The organism is Aneurinibacillus danicus, assembly GCF_007991215.1.
Classification (GTDB): domain Bacteria; phylum Bacillota; class Bacilli; order Aneurinibacillales; family Aneurinibacillaceae; genus Aneurinibacillus; species Aneurinibacillus danicus.
On the sequence record NZ_BJXX01000162.1, the window covers coordinates 1 to 22729 of the forward strand.

Genomic DNA, 22729 nt, shown 5'->3' on the forward strand with positions numbered 1-22729 from the left:
AAAGCATATGTTGCTTTATCACTGTAAAGCAACATATGCTTTCCTACACTATAACTAAAGAAGCTATCCTGGCCTGGCGGGGATAGCTTCTTTGTATGTCAGATAACCTGGTTTAATATTTCACCGCATATTCCTCAAGCGCCAGATTGTAACGTGGGTCTGTTGACCGATTTGTTATGTATTTCATTCCGTAACTCCCCTTATATGCCTAGTTTCGACTTCTATAAAAACGCTTATTTTTCAAAAAAAGGTGGTGACCTTATCGGTCTAATTATATAATATTCTCTGGTGAACAGGCTGCTTAAAAATTGGAGGTGGGTTTGGAGGATAATATGGAACAATATATCATTGCGATTATTCTCGGTATCGTAGAAGGCCTTACCGAATTCTTGCCGGTATCGTCTACCGGTCATATGATTCTGACGGCAGAATTATTGGGCGCAACGGAAGAGAAATGGAAGACATTCGAGATCGTCATTCAACTTGGCTCTGTCTGTGCCGGACTGTTTCTTTTCTGGCGGCGGATTTTGCGTCTGCTGGGCATCGGAAGAGAGAAGACCGGACGCCCGCAGCTCAACCTGCTGCACATTTTTATCGGTATTCTTCCTGCCGGTGTAGCCGGGGTAGTGCTGCACGATTTCATTAAAGACAAGCTGTTCTCTTCGATGACTGTATTGCTCAGCCTTATCGCGGGCGGTATCCTGATTATTGTGGCTGAAAAGATGCGGCCCCGTACCATAGCGGAGACTGTTGATGACATTAGCTATAAGCAGGCGCTTGGCATTGGTCTGTTCCAGTGTCTGGCGCTGTGGCCGGGCTTCTCCCGCTCGGGTGCTACGATTGCCGGGGGGCTTCTGCTTGGGACAAGCCGGAAAGCGGCCGCCGAGTTTACCTTTATCATGGCGATTCCGATCATGATGGGCGCAAGCGGCCTTGACTTGCTCAAGAACTGGAATCACTTATCGGCAAATGACTTTGGCTTCTTTGCTGCCGGGTTTATAACGGCATTCGTCGTGGCGGCGATCGCGATTGTTTCGTTTCTGAAGCTAATCGAACGAATCAGCCTGACGCCGTTTGCCATCTATCGCTTTGCCCTGGCGCTTGTTTTCTATTTTTTCATTCTAGGCTAATAGATAATAGCTGGCGCGCTCGCTTCTGCGACGCGCCTTTTCTCCATTGAAATCGTATCCTCGTTCTCTTCTCTCTTTTCCTTCGTACCACAAAAAGGCAGCCGCCCTTCTTCTATCTTACATGATGTTCAATGTCGGCCATTCCGCCTTCGACGTTAATTACATTATCAAATCCGTTACCAAGTAAATACTGGGTAACATGCCAACTGCGGACACCATGGGCGCAGATAATATACATCGTTTTTGTTTTGTCCAACTCATTCATACGGGACGGCACCGTGTTCATCGGTATATGATGTGCCTTATCCAGGTGCCCGGCCTCCCATTCATACGGCTCACGCACATCTATAATGCAGGCATCGTCCAATTCCCCGGCATTATATTTAGCTGCGAATTCATCTGCTGTAATGGCATGTTTGTCTGTCATTATATTTGTTCCTCTCCCTCTTATGAAATCTGCCCTGCCTATTACTTTATTATAACCAGCCGATATTAAAAGATAAAATTTGACGGGCCACAAAAAGAAAACAGCGGCACAATGCGCATCGGAAAGGGAATGATATCGAAAAACATGGTACAATAAGTAACACATGCATACGGGGGGATGACGAGATGGATTTATCGAAGAAATCGAGCGAAAATATTGAATTTATGATTGAAGGCATTAAAAGCAAGCTTCGTGTTGTAAATGTAGCGGCAATTAAACCTTCTCATTTTGATGAAGAGAAGTATGAGGATTTACACGACCTGTACGACATGGTAATGAGAAAAGACACATTCAGCACCAGTGAGCTCGAAGCCATCGTAAACGAACTTGGCAACCTGCGCCGCGGCTAACGAATACAAAAAACAGGCGAAACGCGTCGCCTGTTTTTCGTTATTTTTATTCTTACAGAATGCTTGTTACATCAAAAAACAAATGTCCGAAATCAAAAAGATAATACGGAAAAGCGGCGCACAATACGGCCGTTATCTTTCTGTATCCATAAAACGTTTTAGAACCCCATATAAATATGGAACCGATCGCATGGCGTATATTTTCTGCGTAAGCTTCCCCTCTTCTATGAGCGCCAGACAGGGAACACTTTCGATTTCCCACTCCCGGGCCAGCTCCGGAGCGAAATTAATATTGCATTTATACAACGGTAGTGTAGGTACTGCCGCTTCGATAACCGTAAGCATTTTCTCGGCGATCCCGCATGTACCGCACAGCGGTGTGTAAAAATACAGAGCGAACGACGCTTTCCCATCTGCATGGCATCTCCTGATTTCTTGACCGTCTGCTTCCTTCATGTATTCCTTTTCTCCCTCCCCCCTCAAACAAGAAAGGAGCCGGGAGCGGCTCCTTTCTCTAAATATATTCATAAGATCTACAAGAAATCAATGTCGACTTTTTTCCTGCGGTCCAGCTTCGCCTTCGGCATCCGAATCTCAAGAATACCGTTCTTGTAGCTGGCCTTCGTCTCTTCCGCCGTCACGGCCGCCGGCAGGGACACCGTGCGCTCAAAACGGCCGGAGAAACGCTCTCTTCTGTATAACTGTTCTTCCCGTACTTCGTGCACTTTATGAATTGTGCCGCTCAACGTCAGTGTATGATCTTCGATATGGATGTCGATATCCTCTTTGTTTTCAAGCCCGGGAATTTCGCAGGACGCCACTACATGCGTCTCCGTCTCATACACGTCAATACGCGGAGAATTCAGCTCCGGCACGATATCCGGAAACATGTTTATGAACTCCCGCTTCAGCATATCAAGATTCCGCAAACGATCTCCAGGAAGAAATGGCATAACATTGCCCTCCTTATATAATAGGATCTCTTGGTTCTCCTATTATTTTACCAAAAACATCGGCCATCAAACATGGAGATTCTGTAAATTTAGCAGTTGTCCTTCGTTAAATAATACCAATAACGTCCAGAAATACGATGATAATGGCGACCGGCACAAGATAGCGAAGCAGCAGAAGCCATACCGCGAACCAGCGCTTTCCGTTATTCGAGCCTGCGCTAATCTCGGCTACCAGCACTTCCCGCTTCATTTTCAGCGGAACAAAAATGGCAATCAGCAAAGCGCCGAGCGGCATCAGAATATTGCTGACGAGAAAATCGGCCGCATCAAAGATACTCTTGCCGAAAATCGTCATCTCGCTCCACACTCCGTAGGAAAGCGCAGACGGAATGCCTACCACGAAGATTAGCAAACCCGTAATCCAGGTTGTTTTCTTCCGTTTTTCCATATCGTCCCTGGCCAGCGAAGCTACAATAATCTCCAGCATCGAAAACGCCGAAGTCAGTGTGGCAAACAGGAACAGCGCCAGGAAAACCATAAGGAACAAACCGCCCAGTGGGATTTTGGCAAAAACAGACGGCAGCACTATAAACAAGAGTCCGGGTCCGGCCGTCGGCTCGACTCCCAGCGAGAATACCGCGGGGAAGATTGCCAGCCCCGCCAACAAAGAAATAGCCAGATTCAATCCTACAATCGATACTGCCGAACGTGGCAGGCTTTCGTTTTTCGCCAGATACGAGCTATATGTAACCATAACGGATACCCCAACGCTCAACGAGAAGAACGATTGTCCCATCGCGTACAGCACCGACTCCGATGTCAGATTGGAGAAGTCAGGCTGAAGAAAGAACGTTACCCCCTTCATTGCGTCATCCAGTGTGAGCGAGCGGACAATCAGGACGAGAAACAGAACAAACAGCGCAGGCATCATATATTTGTTCGCTTTCTCGATCCCTTCTTGCACACCGCGGGCTACGACCACGATAGTCAGAAGAATAAACACAAACTGTGCTCCAACCGACAGCACCGGATCGGTAATGACCTGCTCGAACAATTTATCGTACGCCTGCATTTCACCTATAAGCTGTCCGGTTGCGCTGCGGAATAAGTACAGGAGAATCCAGCCTCCAACAACACTATAGAACGATAGAAGAATAAAGCAGGTCGCGACCCCCAGCTTTCCAATCCAATGCCAGCCGGAATTCGGGGCAATCGTTTTGTACGCCGTAATCGCCTCCTGCTGGGTGCTGCGACCAATTACGAATTCGCCGAGCAAGAGCGGCAATCCAATGAGGACGGTAAACAATAAGAATAAAAGAAAAAAGGCCCCGCCTCCGCTCGTCCCCGCCACATACGGAAACTTCCAAATCGCCCCCAGACCGATGGCCGAGCCGGCAGCCGCCAGAATAAACCCAAGTTTTGAAGTCCATTGCTCTGTTTGTTTCATAACATTCCTGTTGTCTCCTCTTGCATTAAGCTAGAATCTTCTCAGAATGTATATTGTACCATACAATTGTTTATCAACAAACAAACTAATAGGAGCCAACAGAACAGCCGAAACAAATGGATGAGCGGGCAACGTTCGTCGTACGAAACAAACAAAGAAAAGAAAAAAGGTGCAATTTCAGTGTGGAAAAAGACGGGTGTCTTTTCCCGTCTTTTCTCCTGTCTACATATCAAACCAGCCTTTGCGGCGGAACCACCAGAACATCGCTCCTGCTACTGTAAGCATAATTGCCCATACGAAGAAGTATCCGTACTTCCATTTCAGTTCCGGCATATATTCAAAATTCATGCCGTATACCCCGGCAATAAAAGTAAGTGGAATAAAAACCGACGAAATAATGGTAAGAGTCACCATGATGTTATTCATCCTGTGCGAAGTAAGCGAAATATAACTGTCTCGCATATCTGCCGTAATATCGCGGCTTGCATCCACAATCTCCGATAGTCGGAGCAAGTGGTCATACACATCGGTAAAATATACGCGTGATTCCTTAAATTCCCCAAGTCTCTCCGAATTTAAAATTCGATACAGCAAATCCTGCATGGAACTGACAATGCGCCGCAGCTTAATCAAATCACCCCGAATCTCAAATACTTCCTCCATCAAACGTCGGCTGAAGCCCTCCTTAATGGTGCTGTCCAACTCGTTAAGGTTATCTTCAATCTCATATACAGCCGGAAAATAATAATCGACCAGTTTATCCATGATCAAATACGCAATATAGACCGGCCCTTCCTTACAGACACTCTGATTGGTCCATACCTTCTCCCACACTTCTTGAATTTCACGGAGCGAGGTAAGATGGAACGTCACGATAAAATTTTTGCCGATGAACATATCCACCTCTTCGGCATCCAGCGTCTGCTGGTTCAGTGCATGAAGCACAAAGAAATTATATTCCCCGTAATAATCGAGTTTCGGCCGCTGCCGAAAGTGAAAGCAATCTTCAACAGCCAGCGGGTGAAAATGAAAATATGTATCCAATAGCTTTCCTTCTTCTTCGGTAGGAGCATGAAAATCTACCCAATACCACAAAATATGAGGAGAAGATAGCTGGTCAAGGTGGACATTCTCCACCAAATCCAGTTCGTCCGTCAGCGCTAACGTCGTAATCAAGCGATTCGCCCCCCTTCTTTTCTCTTTTTACCCTGGTTTGTTTTCCCGTATGCATTCTGTGCCGCTTCAATAGCCAAACGACCGAATGCTTCCCCTTCGCAGATGTCGAGCGATACGTCATCGATCGCCTTTAGCAGTTGGCCTTTGCCCAGGGAAAAATACCGTTTCAGACTTTTCACTATTAACCAGTTTTTCTCTCCCGCAATCCGTCCCTCCTTGCCGATGCATATACCTCCTGTGTTTATTCCCAGTAGCGCCGCGATATGCAATGTTCTTTTTCATATTTGTAGCCACATAACGGAATGATTTCAATGGATTTGATCGTTTCAGGCGAATGAATCATCATGCCGCCGCCCGCATAAATACTGACATGATAAATCGCCCCCCTGCCTTCCTCATACGCAAAAAACAGCAAATCGCCCGGCGCCAGATCTTCAGGGGCGATCTCTTTTCCGCATCGCGCCTGCTCGGACGCGTCACGCGGAATGAGAATGCCCTGCGAACGGTGCATGGAATGGGCAAACCCTGAGCAATCGTATCCGAATGCCGACATACCGCCCCACAGGTACGGGAGTCCAAGGAAAGTCTTACCCGCCTCAAGAATGCGAAGTCCGGTCCGTTCGTCTTTGCGCTCGCTTCCGTCCGTCACAGTTACGTCCGATGTCTTAAGCATCTGCGGACCGTCCGGAGTCGCCACAGTAATCGATACGTCCTCCTGCGACAGTACAGGCAGACGTGTAAGAAAGCTCAACGTGATCCCGCTTTCTTCCCGATTTTTGTACAGCTTCGCTTTCGGCCGGGATACGACTGCCCATAGCCCCTGTTCCAGTGCATCTGTGTACTCATTATTGTCTTTCAGTTGAAGGCGGGGAATCCAGCCCGGATATCCTCGTACTTCTTTACGGGAGGCTTGGTCTGGAATGGCGACTTTGATCCAGTCGCCCACCTCTTCGAGAATTTCTACCATCGTACCGTACAGCGCCTGGGTCTGCACGAGATTATTCTGACATAGTTCAAGTTTGTCATCCAGGCTCATGCCTGTAAGCCATCCTTTTATATCAACCGGGTTTTGCAGTGCCGGAGTGTCGATATCGCGCGGCGAATCGGGGGTGGTCCAGACGGTGGCCACCGCAACAGCCACCGCCTGCTTGTTTCGCTCTGCTTTCATCATGATACTTGCCCCACTCCTTCATTTGTACCGGCACTAACGCCATCGATGCCGAGTCCCGGCCTGTCAGGCAGCGTAAGCAATCGGCCCGTATACCGCACCCCGCCTTCCACTATGTCTGTTGCCATCATAAGCGGCGCATCGAAATCGAAACGCGTAATGTTCTTTTTGCTGGCGGCGAAATGCGCGGCGGCAGTCACGGCAAGGCGTGATTCGATCATGCTGCCGACCATGCACTCGACTCCGCATTCTTCTGCCATATAATTAATCATCTGGGCTTTATAAATGCCGCCTGCTTTCATCAATTTAATATTAATCAGATCGGCCGCCCTGCGCTTAAGTACCTCAAACGCCTGCACCGGGGAGAATACACTTTCATCCGCCATAATCGGCGTATTCACCGCGTCGGTTACCGTTTTCAAACCTTCGAGGTCGTATGCTTTAACAGGCTGCTCGACCAATTCGATGTCGAGTCCCATGTCCTCCATCTTGCGAATTGAGCGAACGGCGTCTTTCACCTGCCAGCCCTGATTTGCATCAAGCCGAATCTTAATCTGGCTGCCGACACGGCTGCGAATCTCTTTAATACGAGCGATGTCTTCCTGCACGTTGTCCTTTCCAACCTTAATCTTTAACACATTGAAGCCTGCCGCAATATAACGGGTGGCATCTTCACCCATCTCTTCCGGCGAGTTAACGCTAACCGTATAGTCAGTCTCAATCTGATTACGGTACCCTCCTAAGAATTGATAGAGCGGAAGCCCGCAGCGCTGGGCTAAAATATCGTATAATGCCATATCGAGCGCCGCCTTGGCGCTGCTGCTGCCGACCATAGATTGATGGATAATATGAAAAACCCGTTCATGCGCCAGCAAGTTTTCACCAATAAGCTGAGGCCGCATGACATTTAAAATGGCTGATTCGATGCTATCTAAACTATCACCTGTAATTACTACCGTTGACGGCGCTTCTCCCCACCCCGCAAACCCGCTCTCCGTCGTGACTTTCACAAGCACTGATTCCGCGTTGACCACCGTACGCAGTGCCGTCTTAAAAGGTTTTTTCAACGGAATCGTCTGCCGTTTTACCTCTATATTTCGGATAATCATCCTGTTGCGCCTCCTATCCTTACGTCCATACCATATATATGAACTTCTCGCTGTGCATGCACCTTCTCGCACGGTAAAAATACGTTCCGGTTCCGGCTCCGTCTTCCACTGTAACAATCATTGTGAGAAATACTGCATGATTTGAAAATATTATGGTTTCTTCTGCTCATTTTTCAAAAGAAGAAACTGAAAAAGAAGTTTTTATTTAAAACCATATTGACAGGTCGGAATAATACATTTAATATAGAATACAATTTCATATTTACTATTCTTTATTTTTCTTATCCAGAGAGATCGAGGGATCTGGCCCGATGACGTCTCAGCAACCTGTGCGCAGCACAAGGTGCTACTTCCAGCAGAAGTATTTTTCTGGCAGATAAGGAGAAGGATTTGTCTGTACATCCCCTTCTTCTGTGAGAAGGGGATTTTTATTATGACATAGGCCATTCACTCTTTCTTCTTCTGCACTAAACCAAGTAAACCTATACAGCGAAAGGAGTTAAAAACGATGACAACGGTTGGTTACTGGTTTGTGTTTCTGGCACTCGCCTACACCGCTTTATTGATTTCGATCGGCCGAATCGCCCGCAGAAAAGCCGCCGGAGGAAGCGGGTACTTCGTGGGGGGCCGAAACTTTAGCACACTGTTCGTAACAGTATGCATTACCGGTCTATTCTCCGGTTCTTCCTTTATCTCAATTATTGAACTCTCGTATCTGAAAGGCGTCTCCGCCGTCTGGTACGGCGTGGCAGAGACGCTGCAGGTACTGCTCATCGCCACCCTGCTGATCGCTCCGTTCCGCAAAAAACTCGTGATTACGGTATCGGGACTTATCGGAGACCATTTTGGAAGAAAAGCCCGCGCACTCGGCGGCGCGATTACCGCCTTCGCCTTCCCGATGTGGTCCGTGGCCACGGCGCTGGCGTTCGCTTCTGCCCTTCATGTTTTTACCGGCATTTCGCTTTTGGGATCGGTGGCGCTGACTGCCGTTCTGCTGTTCGCATACCTGCAGTTTGGCGGCATGTGGGCCATCGGCTATACGCAGCTGCTAAACACAATTGTGTTCTATATCATGCTGGCAGTCGGATTCTTAGCTGTATTCATCTATCCGGGCATCGACGGCTTGAAGGAATTCGCCGCGGCCAAACCGCAGATGTATTCGTTGTCCGGCGCAGGCGTGCAAACGATTGTCGCCTGGTTTGGCACCTTTATCGTCAATGTCGTTCTGGCGCAGGCGGCCTTTCAAATGGCGCTGTCATGCCGTACGCCGGAAGAAGGAAAACGCGGACTGCTGTGGGCGGCTATTCTGGGAATTCCGCTGATTATCGGTGCGGTGGTGTTCGGATTGGCTGCCGCCAGTGCCGTTCCCGAAGAGACACGCGGATTGATTGCTATCCCGCAGTACTTGATGCAAACCCTGCCTGCACCGCTGGTCGCCCTATTCTTCCTCGGTTTCTGGGCGTGCGCGCTTAGCTGGGGAGCTCCCTGCCAATTCTCGGGCGCTACCAGCCTCGGTAAAGACGTAGGGGAAGCGGTGAATCCTGGGCAAAGCGAACAGACATATATCCGCTACACCAAGTGGTCGCTGGCATTGCTGACGGTGCTAATGGTCGTGTTCGCATCCCTGCGTGCCGAACAGTCGGCATGGTGGAACATCCTTGCCTGGGTAACCCGCAACTCGGCGACATTCGCACCGGTACTCGCAGCCCTGTTCTGGCCGCTTGCGACACGAAGAGCGGTATTCGCCGCAATGGCGATCGGCTCGTTTACCGGTCTGTTCTGGTACCATCTGAGCGACTGGAAAATCAATGACTTCTTCCTGAACACCCATCCGGTATGGCCGGGCATGATCGCCAACATTCTGACGCTCGTGGCGGTAACGCTTGTAGAGAACGCCGGGCGCATTGCCTGGAATCCAGATGCGGGACGTGCGACTCTGGGACAAAGCTGTCTTGCGATTGGCGTGGTTGCCGCCGCGCTTACCGCACTCAATTTCTCCTGGCTCTATGAAAAGGGATTGCTGGGGCTCGGCCTGTTCATCGTTTGCATCAGCGCGTTTTTCGCGCTTATGACATTCACGGCGTCCAGAAATCAAAAAGAAGCGTATAACATACCGGAGAAAAAGACAGCATCCGCACGCTAAGAAAAGAGAAGGAGAAGATACATCCATGACACAAATAATAGAGAACGAAGCGACGAAAGAGATTCGAAAAGTCCGCGCCAGAACGGAGTGGAAAGGCAATATGGAGACGGTGCACCACGTGCGCGATTTCTCGTTCACGATTGATGAACCGGAGAAAATCGGCGGCACAAACAAAGGTCCGACACCGCTGGAATATGTGCTGGGCTCCTATAACGGCTGTCTTCAGGTCGTCATCGAGACAATTGCCCGCGAGCTGGGCATACGGATTGCGAACATCTCTCTCGAAAGCACAGGAAACGTGGATCGGCGCGGCATGTTTGGCACGGCCGACGTGTCACCCCACTTCCAGCAAATTATCACAACCATCGATATAGCAATTGCTGAGGGGAAAGAGAAGCTAGATGAACTAAAAGAAAAACTATATCAGCGCTGCCCGATGTACAATCTGATTAAAGATGCGCAAATTAAACAAGAAATTATATGGAACGTAAAATAAACACACAAAGCGGAGTACAGCCTCTTCTGGCTGACTCCGCTTTTTCTTTCTACCGTTCGTTATTTATTAAAGCATGCTGCTAACTTTGCCCGTCTCTTCGCTTCCCGCTTCTTCCTCTTCTGCCCTTTCTTTAAACGCTTCGAGCACAGAAGTCGAATCGGCAGGCGTTACATACGATACGACAATCATTGTCAGCAGGCTGGCCGCCATGCCGTACATAATCGGATTCGTAGATGTGATCCCTTCAATGGCCAGCCCGGCCAATACTACGATCGTACCGACAACAATGGAATAGAAGCCCGCTTTCTGCGTTGCCCTTTTCCAGAAGAAACCCATCACCACCGGAATAAAGATGGCACCTGACAGAATGGCGTACGCTACGTCCAGCGCCACCAGTACGTCTTGAATCCAGATAGCGAACGTAATGGCCAGAGCACCAATGAGCAGCGTGATGATACGTGACATTAATACAAATTTCTCGTCACTGATATCCTTGAACCAATACTGCTTCAGAATGTCGTGTGTCACCAGCGTAGACGACGCCAGCAGTGTACCGGAAGCCGTAGACATCAGCGCAGAGCATACACTGGCCAGAATCAACCCCAGAAGTCCGGACGGAAGAACTTCCAGCGCCATGGAAGCAAATACATTTTGTGTGTCCTTTATCCCGGGCAGCACGGCCAGCGCGCACATACCGATAACACTTAAAGCAAGCGCATAGGCCACGCTGTAGATTCCCGCATAGATGGCACCGTTTCGGGAAATCTTCATTGTTTTCGCCGTGAAAATACGCTGCCAGATATCCTGTGAGACAACCATGCCCAGCACATAAAGCAAGAAATACTGGAAGATTTTATCTGCACCCATAGACGAGAGATCAAAATGCGCCGCAGGCAGCTTGGCCGTCAGTCCTTCCCATCCACCGGCGGAAGATACACTAATCGGAAGCATAAAAACGAAGATTCCGACTGTCATGACAATAAATTGGATAATATCGGTCATCGTTACGCTCCACATCCCGCCGAGGATGGTATAAAACAGAACAATACCTCCGCCCACCAGCATCGACGTTGTTAAATTCCAACCGAGTACCACGTTGATAATCGTTCCCATGCCGATGACCTGCGTAACGGATACCATAAGCGTATAGACGGCAGCCACCAGCGCACTGAGCAACCGGGTCTGCTTGCCGTAACGACGTCCCAGCAGTTCACTGATTGTCGTTACATTTGCACCATAAATCCGGCGGGCGAAGAATACGCCAAGTATCGTAATCCCTAACCCCATCATTGCTACGAACCAGACGCCGGAAATTCCGAACTCATACCCCAGCCTGGCCGTACCAATGGTAGATGCCCCGCCAAGAATAACAGCAGCAAGACATCCCAGATAGATAAACAGTCCCAGGTTCCGGCCCGCCAGCGCGAAATCTTCCGATGTCCTCGCTTTTCTGACCCCGGCTACCCCTACAGAGATTAAGATAAAAAAGTATAGAAGAATGACAAGTGTATCAAGTATGCTCATAAGCTAGCCGCCCCCATTTTTTATTTGTTGTTTACTTGCTTACAACGGTCGATGCGGTATGCAGGCCGATTTCATTCTCATATTCCGTAAGCGCCTCATCCAGCATCTGCAGGCCATCATCGATTTGCTCCTTGGTCACGGTGAGCGGCGGAATCATGCGGATGACTTCTCCGCTGTTGCCACACAGGTAGAACAGCACGCCTTTTTCCAGACAGCGATTCAGAATGTTCATCAATCCGTCTCCATTCGGCTCACCCGTTCGCGGATCGATAATTTCGATACCGATCATTAGACCGACAGAGCGGATGTCGCCGATTACCGGGTGCTTTTCCTTTAGTGCGTCCAGCCGTGCGCGCGCATACGATCCGACCTCCCGGCAGTTATCGAGCAGCCGTTCCTCCCTGAACACATCCAGGGTAGCCAGCGCTGCGGCGCATGCAACCGGATTGCCTCCGAACGTCGTGCCGTGACTGCCGAGCGGCCACTGTTTCATCAATTCTTTCGACGCGACCGTGGCGCTGAGCGGCAGCCCGGAAGCGATGCCTTTAGCGATCGCCATAATATCCGGCGTGACGCCAAACGTCTGGGCAGCGAACCAATCGCCCGTGCGGCCAAATCCGGTCTGTACCTCGTCGAAAATCAACAGAATCCCATGCTCGTCACAAATCTCCCGGATTTTGCGCAGCCATGCTTGCGGAGGAACGACATAGCCACCCTCCCCCAGCACCGGTTCCAAAATAAAGCAGGCCACTTCTTCCGGGGTCACCTGATGCTTAAATAATGCGGCCACGTCCTTCTCTAGCTTCTCTACGCAGTATCGTTCCACATCCTGACCCGGCGGGCACTCTTTCGGCTGGGCGTACGGGATTTGATACGTCAGCCCATTCGGCTGTAGGAACTTCCGGTATTTGCTTTTAGATGTGGTTACGCTGAGCGCGCCCAGGGAACGTCCATGGAAGCAGCCGGTGAACGACACGACATACGGACGCCTTGTGACATGCTTGGCCAGCTTGATTGCGCCTTCAATGGCTTCCGTGCCACTGTTGGCAAAGAAGAAGCAGTCCAATCCTCTGGGCATAATTTCGATAAGCCGTTCCGCCAGACGAAGCAGCGATTCATACATAATGACGCCGGATGGCCCATGCAGCAGGCTATCAGCCGCATCCTTAATTGCCTGTACGACCTTAGGGTGGCGGTGGCCGGTGTTGGTCACGGCGATGCCGGAGGTGAAGTCCAGATATTTTTTGCCGTTAAGTCCGTAATAATAGCACCCTTCCTCTTTTACTACGGGTAGGTTCGGGTGATCCTTTGCCATCGTTGGCGCCAACAGGTTCGGCATATTTTGAACAAGATGCCCCCAGTTATGTTCTGTCATGCACACACACTCCTATTCTTACTATTTTGTTTGTTTCTGTGATTGTCTATTTACAAAATTGCAAATTTAATGCCAATTATATAAATCATACTTGCGACATTCACATAGCTGTTGTGGTGAGAAGAAAAGAGAAAAAATAGGGATATTGCATACGGTACATAACATGTGAATAAAGAGTGCACAATTTATTCAATTTTGAATCATTAAATTCATTTTTGAATAAAATAAAAAAACCTAAAGAAAAACATCCACCATGCTGGCGGATGTTCCATTCACTTTATTCTTATAACCGGGCTTCAACCTTTGCTTCTTTATTCATCAATAAATCAAAATGGCGAACCGGAAGCATTTCCAAATCAATAACTTCATGTCCCCAGGCTTTACGTAAATAAAGGTCGGCAATAATTTCTTTTCGTTTCCCACCGATCACCGCATCCTTCAGGGCGATGACGCTTTCGTACAATTTGACCATTAGCCTCGCTACTTTTTTGCAGTGGTAGGTCTGTACCTCGTATGTTTGGGTTGCCAGCCCCGTCATCATTTCTTCCAACTGCGATAAGCCTTGCAGGACAATTTCTTTCCGTTCTTTCCACTCTTTTGGCAACGCATTTAGTTCTTTACGGATATACGCCGTGAAACTTTCGTGTACCCGGTATTTGCGAATCAACCGCAGCACTTCAAGTCCCAAAATATTGGCGGTCCCCTCCCATACGGTCAGAACCTGGGCATCTCTTAGCAGCCGTGGCGTCACGAAATCCTCAATATACCCGTTTCCACCATGCATCTCAATCGCTTCATGGGAGAAGTGAATCGCCTGTTCTGCGGTTTCCGCCTTCAGCAGGGCAATCAGCAGCCTGTTCATCGCGATTTCTTCTTCGGATACCTGTTGTCTTTGCATCATGACTCGTTCGAACAAGGGCATAATCGAAAAGACGGCACTAGTCTCAACCTCCTGTGTGGCAGCCATGTTCGCGAGCGTCTCCTGTACCATCGGGAAGTCGGCCAGTTGTTTACCGAATGCGCTGCGCTGGTATGCGTAGTTTTTCGCTTCTAAAAATGCCCGCCGCATAATGCCTATTGATGCGACCGCATTGCACACGCGGGACAGGTTCAGCGCTTCCATCATATAGTAGAATCCTTTGGATGGAGCGCCTACCAGGTATGCGTCCGCCCCTTCGAACACCACTTCCGCCGACGGAACGGCACGTACGCCGAGTTTATCTTTTAATCTTCGTATTTGCAGATGGTTGACCGAACCATCCTCTTTGCGCCACGGTACTGCAAATAAACTCAGTCCTTTACTTCCATCCGGCCCTCCCTCTCTTCGCGCAAGCACCATCGCCACGCCACACGTTCCGGCATTGCTGGCGAAATATTTCTCGCCGTATAGTTTATACACGTCTCCCTGCTGCACGGCTTTCACTTCGTTCGCACCTACGTCCGAACCGCCCTGCCGTTCGGTCAGAAAAGTTGCACCCTCATATAGCTCTCTTTCTCCCGTGGAGATAACGTGAGGAAGGAATTTCTGCTTCACCGCTTCATCTGCATACTGCTCAAGCAGGTACGCCGTTGCCATCGTGAGAGTCACGGGACAATAAAAACCTGCCTCTGCCTGAGATAGCAAATAGCCTTGCGCATACGAGTATACATAGTTCCCTCTACGGCCCAATGTCGGGATTTCCTTATGAATATAACCGACAATGCCTCTATTATACGTATCGGCAACCGTCTGTCTGTACCCCTCGTTCACCCATATTTCCGATATGTCGTTGCCTAATTTATCGTATTTAATCAGCCGTGGCTGTCCTTCCCGGTCGGTATGCACGGCACGGCGGTCAATGTCCGTACCGCATAGCTGTCCGAATTCATCCAGTTCTTTCTCCGCCCATGTGTAAAAATCTTCATCAAGATACTGCCGGAGAACAAATGCCAGATTAGGGTCTTCCCGGAAAAAATTCATGATCCACTCTCCCTTTGTCAATAATAGCGTTATTGATTGAATAACCATTCTAGCGATTCTTTCTCTCGCAACTTGGCGTTAACCAGTAGCCTCTTGCGTCTTCGCTTCCCTGAGTGTCGTTTTTATAATTTTTCCGGTCGCATTGCGCGGAAGTTGGGCAATGGTTTCATACAGCTTCGGGATTTTGTAATCAGCCAGCTTCCCTTTCAGGAAGCGCTTACATTCCATCTCAATATCGACCATCTCTGTCGCTGGAACGATAAACGCTTTGACCGTCTCACCCCATTCCGGATGCGGCACTCCAACAACAGCCACTTCGGCAATAGCCGGATGGGCGGATAGCACATCTTCGATTTCTTTTGGAAAGATGTTAACTCCGCCGGAAATAATTATGTCTTTTTTCCGATCCACTACCCAGATGTACCCGTCCTCGTCGAACCGGGCCATATCTCCCGTATAGAGCCATCCTCCGCGGATAGTGTCCGCGGTCAACTCTTCATCTTTATAGTAGCCTTTCATTGTACCTTCGCCGCGCAACACAATTTCGCCGACTTCATCCCCGGCTACATCCTTGCCATCTGCATCTACAATTCTTAGCTCGCAGTTCAATGCCGCCCTTCGTCCGATGCTGCCTGCCTTATGTGCGTGTTCTTCCGCTTTTAACAGCGTTCCGTTCGGTCCCGCCTCCGTCAAGCCGTATACACACACCAGGTTTTCAGTTTGAAACGCCTGCTGGACTACCTGCACTTCTTTTGTACCGAGCGGGGCTCCTCCGTAAACCCAATACTTGGCAGACGATAAATCATATTCAGCAATCCTTGGATGTTTAGCCGTAAACAGATAGGCGACAGGAGCTCCGAAGAAATGCGTAATCTTTTCGCGTGACGCCAGATCCAGCAACAGTTCCGGCGTGAATACAGGTGCCAGAATGTGTGCAGCTCCCACATATAAGCCGGATACGAAGAAGAGGTGGAGCGGCGCCGAATGGCTAAGCGGCATCATATGCAGAATGCGGCTTTCCGGGTTCATCGTCATCTCTATGCACATCATTGTGGCGGCCGTAAGAATATTTCGATACGTAAAAACAACACCTTTGGGCTTACCGGTCGTGCCGGATGTGTATAAAATAGTGGCTTCGTCATCTTCTTTCATCTGGCATATAAATTCTTCGGAAACAGGAACAGACAGCAGCGCTTCGAATGAAATCCATCCTTCCACAGCCGCTCCCGTCTTTACGCTAACCATTCGGGCAGGTAAAGCTAAGGCTTTGATCACCGGAAAAAGATGCTCATGAACGAACACCGCTTTGGCATCGCTATGCCCGAGAATATAATCAAGTTCCGTTCCTGTCAGCTTCGCATTAACCGGAACAATCACTGCGCCCAGGCGCATGACGGCAATATACGTATAGAGAAACTCTTTTGTATTCGGCATAAATAAGACGACTTTATCGCCTTGCGAGATTCCTAACTCCCGCAGTCCGTAGGCAAGCGTATTCACATCTTGATCGAAAGTCCGGTACGTAACTCTCTCGGCCCCATTCACGATTGCTTCCCGCTCTGGATACTTGCGCGCATTACGCGCCAGCAGTTCAGAAATATTCATTCTCTTCCCGCCTTCACCCGTTTATTCGTTTCTGAAAATCTTCGTATAAATGCTCAATCTCATTCCGCAGATTGGTTAACTCCCGGATGCGTCCGTCGATTTCTTCAATTTTTTTCCGTCCGTACTCCATTGTCCGCTCCAATTGCTTTTTCCCTGTCGGGTCCACATCGAACAGTTCAATCATTTCTTTAATTTCCGCAAGTGAAAATCCGAATTTCTTGCCCCGAAAAATCAGGCGCAGTCTTGCTCTGTCTTTTTTCAGGTATACCCTCTGTCCACCTTCGTTGCGCTGCGGTTTGATGATGCCCAGTTCCTCATAATATCGAATCGTACGGGTACTAATGCTAAATTCCTGCGCCAATTGCGAGATACTGTATGTTTCCAGTTTCACCACCTCTTATCCAAACATTCTGACTAATCAAATTCTAACATTAACGTTAACGTAAACTTCAAGATAAGAAAAAGTTTTCCGCAGAATTTTTATAAGAAAAACTCGCGGGCATTACCGCCCGTCCTTTTTCCACACAGAAGCCAAACGGCCAGGGAGCTTATTTTCCCTGGCTCGTAACCGCGACCGCAATTCTTTCAACTTCTTCGCCGTCGATCGTTGCGCGGTACCACTCATAGACTGGCTGGCCCCGCCCGAATTTTTGATCCACCATGAAATAAATCCACTTGCTCCGTTCATCGAACACTGCCGCTCCCGTATACTTCTTCAAATACGTCAACCGCCGGACTTCACCGGTCTTCCGATCCATCACATAAAGTTCATACTGAAACACTTCATTCCTACCCGGGTGCGGATTCACGATCGTATTGAACGCAATCCACCGATTGTCCGGCGATACGCTTATATTGAATATATCTTCTGTAATGCCCTTAGTCGTTACAGCTTCCAACTTCTCGGGATGTGTAAGTGGGATGCGGAATATTTTATGTTTTTCCGCGAAAATGTCTTCCGCCGTCTTTGAGTTTCTGTTATCCGACTTCGTCACATATATATCCTTGCCATCAGGCGACACGCTCAGTGACTGCAGCATGTAATCCTTCAACTGCGTAATCCGCTTCGGCTCACCTCCGCTTACCGGCAGTGAATAAATATCGAAATCATGGGCGTCCTGCCGTGCAATCGGGGAATAATTCTTGAACGTCTCCGCTTTCAGCATGTAAATCGTCTTGCCATCCGGAGCAAACACCGCTTCCGTAATCAAAGAATCAGGCGAATACAGCTTGCGCTTCCCGCTCCCGTCTGTATTGATAAGATAGAGCGCGCTTCGCATTTCCTCTCTGTTCTTTGGAGTGGCAAGATACAGAACGGTTTTCCCGTCAGGTGAGAATACCGGATGATGCACATTCTCGTCCTTGCCAGCCTCCGTTAAGAGCTTCACATTCTTTCCCTCGATATCAGATATGTAGATTCCGACGTTTCCCTCTGATGAGTAAGCGAATACAGCTTTTCGGCCTTTTACGTCAAAATCTTCAAAGAATCCGTCAGGAACTCCACGCCGTGTTTTCTCCTGTGTAAAGCCGAGTCCCCAGAGAACGAATAATCCGAACAGCACTACTGCTACAAACAGGATCGCTTTTCTTTTTCTCTGCATAACTATCTCCTTCTTCGTTTTACAAAATCGGCGCAGAAGGAAAATCCGTCACATCCTTCCTACGATCATATAGATAACACAGCCAATGAATATAAAGGAGAATCCGCCAAACAAATAGCTGACTGCCGTTCGACTCTTACGCATCCGATACTGCATCCAGTAGGAAAAACCCCAAAATGCTACCATTCCAATTGGAACAAGTAAGAAAGGACTTACTCCCCCAAAAATTAATCCCCCATAAGTCATAATGGCTGCTAAGCCGAGCACAACAAAGCCGATCGCCAGGTTAAACACATGAATAACAGTACGTGCAGTCCGTTCCCGGGGGCTTTCACTCTTCGAACCAATGCCTTTTAATGCGGTCATAAATACCATAACGAGAGAAACCGTGGCAATGAGAGTTCCCAAAGCATACAGCGGCTTAGCATACCAATCTTCCGACGTCTCCAGCAGCAAGAAACCGAACGCAGCGCAAAAGGTTGTACCGATAAGTATAGCGCCAAGCATAACTTTGCGGTTCGCAAGGTACGCGGGATATATGCTTGCCAGTACCAGACACGTACCAAATATCATGCTCAGTGTAACCCAGATGACGTGCGCCTCCCCGTATGTGAACAGTGAATGCAGATAGCCGGAGACACTGTAAAGAATCGTTCCCATCCCGATGAATGTCAGCAGCTCTTTCCGATAAGGAAACAGGGAATGCTGCAGTCCTTCCCCGATTTCATCGGCGACACCGAAATCGGCAACCGAACGGCGGATAGCTTCTTCTTCCGAATATCCCTGTTCCATATAGGCCTCCCTGGCCGCTTCTAAGTGCGAGCGTATTTCTTCTCGCATATCGCCCCGCTCTTCTTCTCCGCATTCAATCCGCTCAAGAATTTGTTCGATGTATGAATCAAATCGATTCATGACAGTCCCTCCGAACACTTGAAGATTAGTCGGTTGATGGATTGCCAATCGCGAAGTTTCCGTTTGAGTTCCTTCCTTCCGTCTTCGGTAATCCTGTAATATTTTCGTCGGCTACTTCCTTCCGTCTCCTTCCAGTACGATTCGATCCATCCCTTCATCTCCATTCGCTTCAAAGCAGGATACAGCGTCCCTTCACTCATACTATATAAATCCCCGCTTGTTTCTTTTAGCGCCTTAACCATCTCATACCCGTACATCTCCCGCTGGGCAACCAGGGAAAGCAAGAGAATATCAATGCTGCCTTTCATGATCTCTTTATCCAAGTCCAATCACCTTTTTCAATTATTGTTTTAATCATTGTAATGCGATGTGCATCGTATTGCAAGGTATATATTTAAAAAAAGCATGGAGTATTACACCCCATACCTTTGTAAATGTATCGGCGTTCTTATATGCATTTGCATCCAACGGCTTATCCGCTTGTTCGTTGTACTTCACAGTAAGAATGTTACAAGAGTAAGCCTGCTGGTCTACCGTTCCACAGATCGGCCCCTGCTTTATTTATCATTAAAAAATGCCACCTGGAAGTCAAGCTGGCTAAGATTCATTCTATCGATTCTCTTAATAAAGTATAAAAACTAAACTCGTTTTTTGAATTATAAAAGTAAATTATTAGAAAATATAACAAAATGGTCTTTTTGTTAGATTTTATCACAAAATTATCCATCACATTCTAATTATAATAAGGTCATTTAGTAAAATCTACAGTTTATTTTTTCTTGCTATAAAGTCGGTTTCTAAATGTAAGATTAAATCATATCTTTTGTTCAATATGTTAGATTAATTTTCAACGATTTTTTATCAATGTCCAAAAAAACCTTTAAAATCAACGGTTAGCTTCCATCATTTTTTAAAATAATGAATCTAACAAAAAGACCATTTTGTTAGTTCTTGAATTACGTATTAATTAATACAACTTTCAGTTATTAAAAGAGGGTCTTATGAGTAGATTGAATTCAAATGAAATAGAAAATATTATAGATGATGGGGCGTTTTATCACTTGTACCAGCCACTTTATAGGCTTGCTGATTGGAAACTATACGGTTATGAAGCATTTCTGCGTACAGAACATCTAAATAACCCGGAAGTTTTGTTTCATAATGCCAGAGAATTCAAGAGTCTATACCAATTAGATGTGTCTTCAATCTCCAAAGCTGTACATATCCATCAAAATAAATATAAAAAAAGTAATGTAAAGCTATTTGTAAATGTATTTCCATCAACACTGGTTCATAATAATTTTCTTGATTTTATAAATGAATTTGTATCTACTTTGTTAGTTCAACCACAAAACATAGTATTTGAGATTAATGAAGCTGAGGAAATCAGTGATTTTCATTCTATAAAACAAGTAATTTCTTTGTTGAAAACACAGGGATTTGGTATAGCTCTTGATGATGTAGGAAAAGGTTCTTATTCCTTTAGGCATCTTGTCGATCTAGAGATTGATTTTATTAAGTTGGATAGGTACTTTTCTTTTAATCTTTCTAAATGCAAAAGAAAACAAAGATTTATTAAATCTTTAGTAGAGTACTGTGATAAAGATATATGTTTAATATTAGAAGGAATTGAAAACGAAGCAGACTTGGCGATGGCTAAAATGCTAAAAGTTCCAATAGCTCAAGGGTACTTATTGGGAAAACCATCACTTTTGTAATACAGGTTTTATTTAATGTACCGTAAAACGTCCCGTAATGATTTTTCATGGTCTATCGTTCTGATAGTTATATATGTTGACATCATTTAGCCCAGGGAGAGGATCTTACGATGAAAACAGGATTGTCTATTCGTTGGAAACTACTTTTTGCGTTACTTTTTATGTCGTTACCTTCTTTGATTCTGATAGGTTATCAAATGAGAATGGGACACGGCGCCTTTGAAGTGGTAATCCCTGCTCTACTTGTGATTGCTGCAGGAATCATCATTTATTCTTATTTTGTTTTTTCTTTGACTCGTCGTTTGAACAATGTCGCCGTCGCGCTGCAGGAAGTTTCGCAAGGAAACCTTACAATTGACAATATCAAAGTCGGAAGTAAAGACGACATCGGCATGCTTGAAGAAACGCTGGCCCGAATGCTTAAGGAATGGCGTTCCATCATCAATCAGATGAAATCGATCTCGATGCAAGTGGCGGCGTCTGCTGAAGAATTGACCGCGAGCGCAGAGGCGACGAGCACTGCCACCGAACATGTGGCCACTGCCATGCAACAGGTGGCAAGCGGAACGGAAACGCAGGCACATACGCTGGATGAAGTTACGAAAGTGCTCGACGACATGGCAATCAGCATTCAAAACATTGCCCAAAACATGAGCGTGATTTCGTCGGAATCGGTAGATACGACAAAACAGGCAGAACTCGGAAATCAATCGATGCTCAAAGTGGTTGGTCAGATGGATTCCATTACCGCATCGGCCAAAGATTCCAACGAAGCGGTCAAAAGGCTGTACGATCAATCGAAAGAAATCAACACCATTCTCGATGTGATTACGGATATCGCCGCTCAAACCAACCTTCTGGCTCTAAACGCCGCGATTGAAGCGGCCCGCGCGGGTGAACATGGGCGTGGATTCGCCGTCGTGGCGGAAGAGGTGCGGAAGCTTGCGGAACAATCAGGAGCGTCTGCTCAGCAGATCGCGAATTTGATCAGCCAAATCCAGGGCGAAACGGCTCAATCCGTTGAAGCGATGAATCAGGTCCAAAAAGAGGTAGACGCAGGGGGCACGGCAGTGCATGAAGCGGAAGAAAACTTCCGTGCGATCATCGAATCCATGAAACAAATCACGGCGCAAATTCAGGAATTGTCGGCATCTTCGGAGGAAGTTTCCGCCGGATTCGAAGAATTGACGGGATCTTCCACCGAGATTTCGCGCATCTCGAAAGAAACGGCTGCAAGCACGCAAAGCGTCGCTGCGTCCGCGGAAGAAACGCTCGCTTCCATGGAAGAAACAACGTCCTCGGCAATGTCCCTCAGCAAAATGGCGCACGAGCTTCAGGAGATCGCGGATCGGTTCCAAGTGTAAGAAAAGAACCTCCTGTGCCCTTTTCTATAAATTCGCAAACAATAACAATATACCCCAAGCATATATGCTTGGGGTTTTAACGTATCCCACAACCACCATGGTGTTTCAGCCGCAACCCCGACATGAAAATCATAGGAAGAACAATTGACTTTTGGGGTACGAAGGAAAAGAAAGATGAGAACGAGGGGGTGATTTCAATGGGTAAAAAGGC

Annotated in this window: 22 protein-coding genes and 1 riboswitch; of the genes, 6 read left to right on the forward strand and 16 right to left on the reverse strand. The window is 47.6% G+C overall.

The window, feature by feature from the left end; genetic code table 11:
* The first annotated feature begins 332 nt into the window (after positions 1-332).
* Entirely contained in the window at positions 333-1130 is a 798-nt protein-coding gene (gene bacA, locus ADA01nite_RS17020) for an undecaprenyl-diphosphate phosphatase (protein ID WP_146811473.1), read from the forward strand.
* A 112-nt stretch (positions 1131-1242) separates the two neighbouring features.
* Here the strand turns inward: bacA and ADA01nite_RS17025 are convergent, their stop codons facing one another.
* Positions 1243-1557: a rhodanese-like domain-containing protein gene (locus tag ADA01nite_RS17025; protein ID WP_146811474.1), complete on the reverse strand. Its 315-nt coding sequence runs from the start codon at positions 1555-1557 to the stop codon at positions 1243-1245.
* A 185-nt stretch (positions 1558-1742) separates the two neighbouring features.
* Between ADA01nite_RS17025 and ADA01nite_RS17030 the strand changes: the two genes are divergently transcribed.
* Positions 1743-1967: a DUF1128 domain-containing protein gene (locus ADA01nite_RS17030; protein ID WP_146811475.1), complete on the forward strand. Its 225-nt coding sequence runs from the start codon at positions 1743-1745 to the stop codon at positions 1965-1967.
* Positions 1968-2099: 132 nt separating this feature from the next.
* On the opposite strand, the gene ADA01nite_RS17035 is transcribed toward ADA01nite_RS17030, so the two are convergent.
* The 7 genes from ADA01nite_RS17035 to ADA01nite_RS17065 all read right to left on the reverse strand — a co-directional run bounded on the left by ADA01nite_RS17035 (position 2100) and on the right by ADA01nite_RS17065 (position 7820).
* Positions 2100-2423, reverse strand: coding sequence for a thioredoxin family protein (locus tag ADA01nite_RS17035; RefSeq protein ID WP_146811476.1), 324 nt, complete (start codon positions 2421-2423; stop codon positions 2100-2102).
* A gap of 77 nt (positions 2424-2500) precedes the next feature.
* On the reverse strand, positions 2501-2920 hold the full coding sequence (locus ADA01nite_RS17040) for an Hsp20/alpha crystallin family protein (protein WP_146811478.1): 420 nt from the start codon (positions 2918-2920) through the stop codon (positions 2501-2503).
* A 106-nt stretch (positions 2921-3026) separates the two neighbouring features.
* Entirely contained in the window at positions 3027-4367 is a 1341-nt protein-coding gene (locus tag ADA01nite_RS17045) for a sodium-dependent transporter (RefSeq protein ID WP_146811480.1), read from the reverse strand.
* Between the two features lie 222 nt (positions 4368-4589).
* On the reverse strand, positions 4590-5543 hold the full coding sequence (gene corA, locus ADA01nite_RS17050; protein WP_146811483.1) for a magnesium/cobalt transporter CorA: 954 nt from the start codon (positions 5541-5543) through the stop codon (positions 4590-4592).
* Complete coding sequence (locus tag ADA01nite_RS17055; RefSeq protein ID WP_146811484.1) at positions 5540-5722, reverse strand: hypothetical protein; 183 nt, start codon at positions 5720-5722, stop codon at positions 5540-5542. The genes corA and ADA01nite_RS17055 overlap by 4 nt, the downstream gene beginning before the upstream one ends.
* 62 nt (positions 5723-5784) lie before the next feature.
* Entirely contained in the window at positions 5785-6714 is a 930-nt protein-coding gene (locus ADA01nite_RS17060) for a C40 family peptidase (protein ID WP_246147389.1), read from the reverse strand.
* Positions 6711-7820: a mandelate racemase/muconate lactonizing enzyme family protein gene (locus ADA01nite_RS17065; protein ID WP_146811486.1), complete on the reverse strand. Its 1110-nt coding sequence runs from the start codon at positions 7818-7820 to the stop codon at positions 6711-6713. Before ADA01nite_RS17065 ends, ADA01nite_RS17060 begins: the two co-directional genes overlap by 4 nt.
* Before the next feature lie 278 nt (positions 7821-8098).
* Positions 8099-8203: riboswitch (SAM riboswitch) on the forward strand.
* Positions 8204-8328: 125 nt separating this feature from the next.
* On the opposite strand from ADA01nite_RS17065, the gene ADA01nite_RS17070 reads away from it, so the two are divergent.
* Together ADA01nite_RS17070 and ADA01nite_RS17075 are read left to right on the forward strand one after the other, a co-directional pair.
* Complete coding sequence (locus ADA01nite_RS17070; RefSeq protein ID WP_146811488.1) at positions 8329-9963, forward strand: sodium:solute symporter family protein; 1635 nt, start codon at positions 8329-8331, stop codon at positions 9961-9963.
* 25 nt (positions 9964-9988) lie between these two features.
* Positions 9989-10459, forward strand: a complete 471-nt coding sequence (locus tag ADA01nite_RS17075) for an OsmC family protein (protein WP_146811490.1) — start codon at positions 9989-9991, stop codon at positions 10457-10459.
* Between the two features lie 66 nt (positions 10460-10525).
* Here the strand turns inward: ADA01nite_RS17075 and ADA01nite_RS17080 are convergent, their stop codons facing one another.
* The 8 genes from ADA01nite_RS17080 to ADA01nite_RS17115 form a co-directional block, all read right to left on the reverse strand.
* Complete coding sequence (locus ADA01nite_RS17080) at positions 10526-11983, reverse strand: sodium:solute symporter family protein (RefSeq protein ID WP_146811491.1); 1458 nt, start codon at positions 11981-11983, stop codon at positions 10526-10528.
* Between the two features lie 31 nt (positions 11984-12014).
* A complete protein-coding gene (locus ADA01nite_RS17085) occupies positions 12015-13358 on the reverse strand; it encodes an aspartate aminotransferase family protein (protein WP_146811493.1) in 1344 nt (447 codons plus the stop codon).
* A gap of 283 nt (positions 13359-13641) precedes the next feature.
* On the reverse strand, positions 13642-15318 hold the full coding sequence (locus ADA01nite_RS17090) for an acyl-CoA dehydrogenase family protein (protein WP_146811495.1): 1677 nt from the start codon (positions 15316-15318) through the stop codon (positions 13642-13644).
* Positions 15319-15396: 78 nt separating this feature from the next.
* Positions 15397-16923 carry a class I adenylate-forming enzyme family protein gene (locus tag ADA01nite_RS17095; protein ID WP_146811497.1) on the reverse strand — a complete coding sequence of 509 codons (1527 nt, stop codon included), beginning with the start codon at positions 16921-16923 and terminating at the stop codon, positions 15397-15399.
* Between the two features lie 13 nt (positions 16924-16936).
* Positions 16937-17308, reverse strand: coding sequence for a MerR family transcriptional regulator (locus tag ADA01nite_RS17100; RefSeq protein ID WP_146811510.1), 372 nt, complete (start codon positions 17306-17308; stop codon positions 16937-16939).
* Positions 17309-17471: 163 nt separating this feature from the next.
* Positions 17472-18524 (reverse strand): TolB family protein, encoded by a 1053-nt coding sequence (locus tag ADA01nite_RS17105; protein WP_146811499.1) that lies wholly within the window; start codon positions 18522-18524, stop codon positions 17472-17474.
* 48 nt (positions 18525-18572) lie between these two features.
* Complete coding sequence (locus ADA01nite_RS17110) at positions 18573-19436, reverse strand: permease prefix domain 1-containing protein (protein WP_146811501.1); 864 nt, start codon at positions 19434-19436, stop codon at positions 18573-18575.
* The gene (locus ADA01nite_RS17115; protein WP_146811503.1) at positions 19433-19759 is read right to left on the reverse strand and encodes a PadR family transcriptional regulator; all 327 of its coding nucleotides are present in this window, start codon (positions 19757-19759) and stop codon (positions 19433-19435) included. Before ADA01nite_RS17115 ends, ADA01nite_RS17110 begins: the two co-directional genes overlap by 4 nt.
* 678 nt (positions 19760-20437) lie before the next feature.
* Here ADA01nite_RS17115 and ADA01nite_RS17120 point away from each other — a divergent pair.
* A complete protein-coding gene (locus ADA01nite_RS17120) occupies positions 20438-21154 on the forward strand; it encodes an EAL domain-containing protein (RefSeq protein WP_146811505.1) in 717 nt (238 codons plus the stop codon).
* A gap of 110 nt (positions 21155-21264) precedes the next feature.
* The gene (locus ADA01nite_RS17125; protein WP_146811507.1) at positions 21265-22518 is read left to right on the forward strand and encodes a methyl-accepting chemotaxis protein; all 1254 of its coding nucleotides are present in this window, start codon (positions 21265-21267) and stop codon (positions 22516-22518) included.
* The last annotated feature ends 211 nt before the right edge of the window (positions 22519-22729 follow it).